This window comes from Lutibacter sp. (genome assembly GCF_040883305.1).
GTDB lineage: Bacteria > Bacteroidota > Bacteroidia > Flavobacteriales > Flavobacteriaceae > Lutibacter.
Genome location: NZ_JBFLKT010000192.1, coordinates 1 through 4,994, shown reverse-complemented (window position 1 = coordinate 4,994; position 4,994 = coordinate 1). Strand labels below are relative to the sequence as shown.

Annotated in this window: 5 protein-coding genes; 2 read left to right on the top strand and 3 right to left on the bottom strand. The window is 32.7% G+C overall.

Features of this window, described 5'->3' with window-relative positions; genetic code table 11:
* Together AB1Z17_RS06240 and AB1Z17_RS06235 are read left to right on the top strand one after the other, a co-directional pair.
* A partial coding sequence (locus AB1Z17_RS06240; RefSeq protein ID WP_368050932.1) for a hypothetical protein occupies nucleotides 1–988 on the top strand: 988 nt, incomplete at its 5' end.
* A gap of 13 nt (nucleotides 989–1,001) precedes the next feature.
* Nucleotides 1,002–1,658 (top strand): lysoplasmalogenase, encoded by a 657-nt coding sequence (locus AB1Z17_RS06235; protein WP_368050931.1) that lies wholly within the window; start codon nucleotides 1,002–1,004, stop codon nucleotides 1,656–1,658.
* 8 nt (nucleotides 1,659–1,666) lie between these two features.
* Here the strand turns inward: AB1Z17_RS06235 and AB1Z17_RS06230 are convergent, their stop codons facing one another.
* The 3 genes from AB1Z17_RS06230 to AB1Z17_RS06220 all read right to left on the bottom strand — a co-directional run.
* Nucleotides 1,667–3,208 carry an acyl-CoA carboxylase subunit beta gene (locus AB1Z17_RS06230; protein WP_368050934.1) on the bottom strand — a complete coding sequence of 514 codons (1,542 nt, stop codon included), beginning with the start codon at nucleotides 3,206–3,208 and terminating at the stop codon, nucleotides 1,667–1,669.
* Between the two features lie 33 nt (nucleotides 3,209–3,241).
* Nucleotides 3,242–4,684: an acetyl-CoA carboxylase biotin carboxylase subunit gene (accC, locus tag AB1Z17_RS06225; RefSeq protein ID WP_368050929.1), complete on the bottom strand. Its 1,443-nt coding sequence runs from the start codon at nucleotides 4,682–4,684 to the stop codon at nucleotides 3,242–3,244.
* Between the two features lie 11 nt (nucleotides 4,685–4,695).
* Nucleotides 4,696–4,994 (bottom strand): biotin/lipoyl-containing protein (locus tag AB1Z17_RS06220; protein WP_368050928.1); only part of this gene is annotated, 299 nt, incomplete at its 5' end.

Below are 4,994 nucleotides of genomic sequence, written 5' to 3'. Positions count from 1 at the left end.
ATATACGCACGAAGAACAAGCTGTTAAAATACAATGTTCCGATTGCCATTTTAAAGAAAAACCAAATACAATACCGTATGATTCTTTAGATGCGGAAAGTTTGTTGGTTTTTTTACATAGAGATTACAAACATTATGATAAAGAGGTAATTGCCGTTGAAAAAAGTGGTCATCCCTTAGTAAATACATTTATAGATGCTGTTGGAAATGCTTTTTTAATTGGTAAAAAAGATGGGAAATTACATCCTTTAAATCCCCAACCAGAAATTTGTTCGAGAGATAATGCACACAAAAATGTTAGCTGTGCAACTTGCCATTCTTCTTGGACAACACGTTGTATTGGTTGTCATAATGAATATGATAAAAACGAACCAAGAGCTTTTGATTTGTTAGATAGAAAATACGGAAAAGGGCAGTGGAAAGAATTTGTTGCGGAGTTTTCATCATCACTTCCTGCAATGGGAGTTCGTTCAAATTCTGAAGGGAAACATATTGAACCAGCAGTTCCGGGAATGATTTTAACTATTGATAAAGGAAGTTATACAGGAAAAGAACTAGGCGAAGATGTGTCATTTCATAGATTGTATGCGCCAAACTCTCCTCATACAACTACTTCAAATGTAAGAGATTGCAAAAGCTGTCATTCAAATCCAGAAACATTAGGTTATGGAAAAGGAACATTGTCTTTTGAAATTACAGAAGGAAAAGGAACTTGGCAATTTACTCCGGAATATGCATTAAATGAAAATGACAATTTGCCAGAAGATGCCTGGATTCCATTTTTAAAAGAAGTTGAAGAAGGAACAGTAAATTCTACGAGAACCGATTTTAGACCATTTACTGTAAAAGAACAGCAACAATTATTGTTGGTTGGAGCTTGTTTGCAATGCCATAAAGAAGATTCTAAAGTAATGGCAGAGAGCTTAATAATTGGTATTGAACCCTTATTGAAAAAATTAGATAAAAGTTGTACATTGCCATCATGGTAAAAACTTAAATTAAATGATAAAAAAAATTGCTTTTTTCGTATTTTTATTAGTTTCAGTATTAGACATTATTGGAATTATTTTTAAAATAGATAGTCTTACTTTTATTTTTAAACCTTTTATTCTTTTAGCACTTTTATTTTTATATTCTCAATCGGTGGAATCTAGAAATAAGTGGTATGTAATGGCATTAATTTTTAGTTTTTTTGGTGATGTATTTTTATTGTATTCTGGAGAAAATGTTTTTAAATTTGGGTTGGGATTCTTTTTAATTGCACATCTTCTTTTTATTATAATTGTTGTAAAAAGAATTAAAAAAGTTTCAATTTTAAATAGTTTTATACCAATAATTTCGTTTGGTATTGTGCTGTCTTTACTGCTATTTTTATTGAAAGACACCTTAAGGGATTTACTTATACCAGTGGTAATTTATGGAGTAGTTATTTCTATTTTTGGTATTGTTTCGTTGATAGACTTTTTGAATACCAAAAGCAAAAAATCTTTATTAATGTTATTAGGAGCAATAGTTTTTATTGTATCTGACTATATTTTAGCCATTAATAAGTTTTATTATGAAGCATTAATTTTTCAAGTAGCCGTTATGGTTACATATATTTCTGCTCAATATTTAATTTATTGTTCAATGGTTTTAGATGAAAAGAAAGAAAATTAAATTAGTTTTTATAGAGGGATGTTTCCATGTTTTCTTTTTGGTTTGTTAATTTCTTTATTTTCTAGCATTTGAAAAGCTTTAATTAGTTTTCTTCGAGTGTTTTTTGGATAAATAACTTCATCAATAAAACCGCGTCTTGCGGCTCTATATGGGTCTGCAAATTTTAATGCGTATTCAGTTTCTTTTTCTTTTAACTTTTCTTCAGGGTTATCGGCAGATTTAATTTCGTTTTTAAAAATAATCTCAGCAGCACCTTTTGCACCCATTACGGCTATTTCGGCTGTTGGCCAGGCAAAATTCATGTCTGCACCAATATGTTTAGAATTCATTACATCATAGGCACCTCCATAAGCTTTGCGAGTAATTACGGTTAGTTTTGGAACTGTAGCTTCACTTAAAGCATATAATAATTTAGCACCATTTTTAATAATTCCGTTCCATTCTTGATCCGTTCCGGGTAAAAATCCAGGAACATCAACTAATACTAATAATGGAATATTGAAGCAATCGCAAAAACGCGTAAATCTCGCAGCTTTAATGGAACTATTTGTATCTAAACAACCTGCTAATTGCATTGGCTGATTGGCAACAATTCCAATACTTCTTCCTGCAAGTCTGGAAAAACCTACAATAATATTTTCAGCATAATCTTTTTGAATTTCAAAAAAGGAGTCCTCATCAATAATTCCTTTAATAACGGTGCGCATATCATATGGTTTATGGGCATCTTCTGGAATTAAATTTATTAAATCGGGTCTTAATTCTTCACCTAACACGTATGGGATTTTTTTTGTAGTTTCTTTATTATTTTGTGGGATATAACTTAGTAATTTTTTTAAATCTTCTAAACATTGAATGTCGTTTGCAGATGTTAAATGAGCTACACCAGATTTTGTGGCATGTGTTCTTGCACCTCCTAATTCTTCGGAGGTTACTTCTTCATTTGTAACTGTTTTTACAACGTTTGGACCGGTTACAAACATATAACTGGTATCTTCAACCATAATTGTAAAATCGGTCATTGCGGGTGAATAAACAGCACCACCTGCACAAGGGCCCATTATTGCAGAGAGCTGAGGAATTACCCCAGAAGATTGTACATTTCTGTGAAAAATATCAGCATAACCACCTAAAGATCTCACTCCTTCTTGAATTCGTGCACCACCAGAATCGTTTAACCCAATACAAGGTGCTCCAACTTTAACAGCCTGATCCATTATTTTACATATTTTTTCTGCGTGTGTTTCAGATAATGCGCCTCCAAAAACTGTAAAATCTTGAGCAAAAACGTAGATCAATCTTCCTTCAATTGTTCCGTAACCAGTTACAACACCATCACCAAAAATAATTTGATCTTCCATACCAAAATCGGTTGTTCTATGTGTAACTAAAACGCCCATTTCTTCAAAAGACCCATCATCTAACAGGTAGTCTATTCGTTCGCGTGCGGTTAACTTTTTCTTTGCATGTTGTTTTTTAATCCGTTTTTCTCCACCACCTAAATGAGCTAAAGCAACTCTGATATCTAATTTTTCAATTTTTGTATCCATTTGTTTTTCCATAATAATACTAATTGTAGGTGATTAATTATTTGGTATTTTAAGTGTTTTTTGATCTTCCAGGTAAATTTTAAGAGCGACTAATGCTGCTATTTTTGCTTCTTCCTTTGTTGAAGCCATTAGCTTTTCTGGTGTAAAATAGTTTTTAACAAAATGTGTGTCGAAATTTCCAGATCTAAATGCTTCGTGTTCACATACAAATTTTCCAAAAGGAAGTGTTGTAAAAGCGCCTTCAACTTTAAAATTATCTATAGCATTAATCATTAATTGAATTGCTTCTTCCCGCGTTTTTCCATACGTAATTAATTTAGATAACATTGGGTCATAGTAAATTGGAATTTCCAAACCTTCTTCAAAACCATCATCAATTCTTATACCCGCCCCAACAGGAATTTTATAAGTGGTTAAAGTACCAACACTTGGTAAAAAATCGTTTAAAGGATCTTCTGCATATACTCTAAGTTCTATCGCATGTCCATTAATTTTTAAATCTTCTTGTTTTAGAGTGATAGCTTCTCCTCTTGCAATATTAATTTGCTGCTCCACTAAATCTACACCTGTAATTAATTCTGTAACAGGGTGTTCAACTTGTAAGCGAGTATTCATTTCTAAAAAATAGAAATTTAAGTCTTTATCTACTAAGAACTCTACAGTTCCAGCTCCTAAATAATCGCAAGATTGAGCAACTTTAATGGCAGCTTGTCCCATTTTTTCTCTTAATTCTGGAGTTAAAATTGATGATGGAGCTTCTTCAACTACTTTTTGATGTCTGCGTTGTACGCTGCATTCTCTTTCAAAAAAGTGGAGTGTGTTTCCGTGACTATCTGCCAGAACTTGAATTTCTATATGACGAGGTGATGTTATATATTTTTCAACAAAAACAGCACCATTTCCAAAAGCAGAAGTTGCTTCACTTATTGCCCGTGCCATTTGTTCTTGTACATCTTTTTCTTTTTCCACAACACGCATTCCTTTACCACCGCCACCAGCAGCGGCTTTTATTAATATTGGAAAGCCAATTTTACGCGCTATAAGAGCAGCTTCCTTGGGATCTGTAACAGCTCTGTCAACTCCAGGGACCATAGGAATATTATAATCTTTTACGGCATCTTTTGCAGCTAATTTATCGCCCATCATTATAATTGACTTTGATTTTGGACCAATAAATATGATGTTGTTTTGTTCGCACAACTCAGCAAAATCGGCATTTTCACTTAAAAAACCATAACCAGGATGTATCCCATCAGCATTAAGTTTTTTTGCAGCTTTAATAATACGTTCGCCAACTAGGTATGATTTGTTTGAAGGAGCTTCACCGATACATACAGATTCATCAGCAAATCTAACATGTGGTGCATTTCTATCTGCTTCAGAATAAACGGCTACTGTTTTTATTCCCATTTTTCTGGCAGTTTTCATAACTCTAATGGCAATTTCTCCTCTGTTTGCTATTAATATTTTTTTCATGTCAATATAATTTAAGCCATTTCAATCATTAATTCACCTTTTTCAACGGCACCACCACTTTTTACATTTACGGCTTTTATAATACCATCTTTAGGAGCAGTAATGGAATTTTCCATTTTCATAGCTTCTAAAATCATTAAGGTTTCTCCTTCAACAACTTCTTGCCCTTCTTCTACATTTACACTTAAAATTAACCCAGGCATTGGTGCTTTAATAATGTTGTCTTTTTTTGTAATGTGGTCAGTAAACCCCATTTCTTTGATTAACAGGTCTAATTGGTTTTCAATTTTTACAGTGTAGTTGTTTGAGT